This is a genomic window from Pseudoalteromonas sp. BSi20439 (assembly GCF_000241165.1).
Lineage (GTDB): Bacteria > Pseudomonadota > Gammaproteobacteria > Enterobacterales > Alteromonadaceae > Pseudoalteromonas.
Genome location: NZ_BADW01000155.1, coordinates 1 through 1297, shown reverse-complemented (window position 1 = coordinate 1297; position 1297 = coordinate 1). Strand labels below are relative to the sequence as shown.

At 44.6% G+C, this 1297-nt stretch carries 1 protein-coding gene; it reads left to right on the top strand.

The genetic code is table 11. The features are described 5' to 3' along the window. Positions 1-1149, top strand: a 1149-nt coding sequence (gene tuf / locus P20439_RS12585; RefSeq protein ID WP_036933995.1) for an elongation factor Tu, incomplete at its 5' end; no start/stop codon positions are given. Positions 1150-1297 lie beyond the last annotated feature (148 nt).

Here is a 1297-nt window from a genome sequence, read left to right as displayed (position 1 = left end):
GTAAACGTAGGTACAATCGGCCACGTTGACCACGGTAAAACGACATTAACAGCAGCAATCACTAACGTACTTGCAAAAGTATACGGCGGTGTTGCTAAAGATTTCGCATCAATCGATAACGCTCCAGAAGAGCGCGAGCGTGGTATCACAATCTCAACGTCACACGTTGAGTACGATACACCAACTCGTCACTACGCACACGTAGATTGTCCTGGACACGCCGATTATGTTAAAAACATGATCACTGGTGCTGCTCAAATGGATGGCGCTATCTTAGTAGTAGCTGCGACTGACGGTCCTATGCCACAAACTCGTGAGCACATCCTACTTTCTCGCCAAGTTGGCGTTCCTTACATCGTTGTGTTCATGAACAAATGTGACATGGTTGATGATGAAGAGCTACTTGAGCTAGTAGAAATGGAAGTTCGTGAACTTCTTTCTGAATACGACTTCCCAGGTGATGACTTACCACTAATTCAAGGTTCTGCACTTAAAGCACTTGAAGGCGAAGAGCAATGGGAAGCTAAAATCATTGAGCTTGCAGAAGCACTTGATTCTTACATTCCAGAGCCAGAGCGTGACATCGATAAGCCATTCATCATGCCTATCGAAGACGTTTTCTCAATCCAAGGTCGTGGTACTGTTGTAACTGGCCGTGTTGAAGCTGGTATCATCAACGTGAATGACGAAGTTGAAATCGTTGGTATCAAGGACACTACTAAGTCTACTTGTACTGGTGTTGAGATGTTCCGTAAGCTTCTTGATGAAGGTCGTGCTGGTGAGAACATTGGTGCACTTCTACGTGGTACTAAGCGTGAAGACGTTGAACGTGGTCAAGTACTAGCTAAGCCTGGTTCAATCAAGCCACACACTACATTCACTTCAGAAGTATACGTACTTTCGAAAGATGAAGGTGGTCGTCATACTCCATTCTTCAAAGGTTACCGTCCACAGTTCTACTTCCGTACAACTGACGTAACTGGTGACGTACAGTTACCAGAAGGCGTAGAAATGGTAATGCCTGGTGATAACGTTAAGATGACAGTAACTCTAATCGCGCCAATCGCGATGGACGAAGGTCTTCGTTTCGCTATCCGTGAAGGTGGCCGTACTGTTGGTGCTGGTGTTGTTGCAACTATCGTTGAGTAATCAACAGTTGTAATGCATTAGGCATTAAAAAAACCCGAGCTTAGTCTCGGGTTTTTTAATGTCTGCAATAAAGTACAGGTTTCAGGTGCGAGGTTTCAGGTTTTAGGTAAAGCAGCTAGGTGTTAATTTTAACACTGTCACTTGGGTT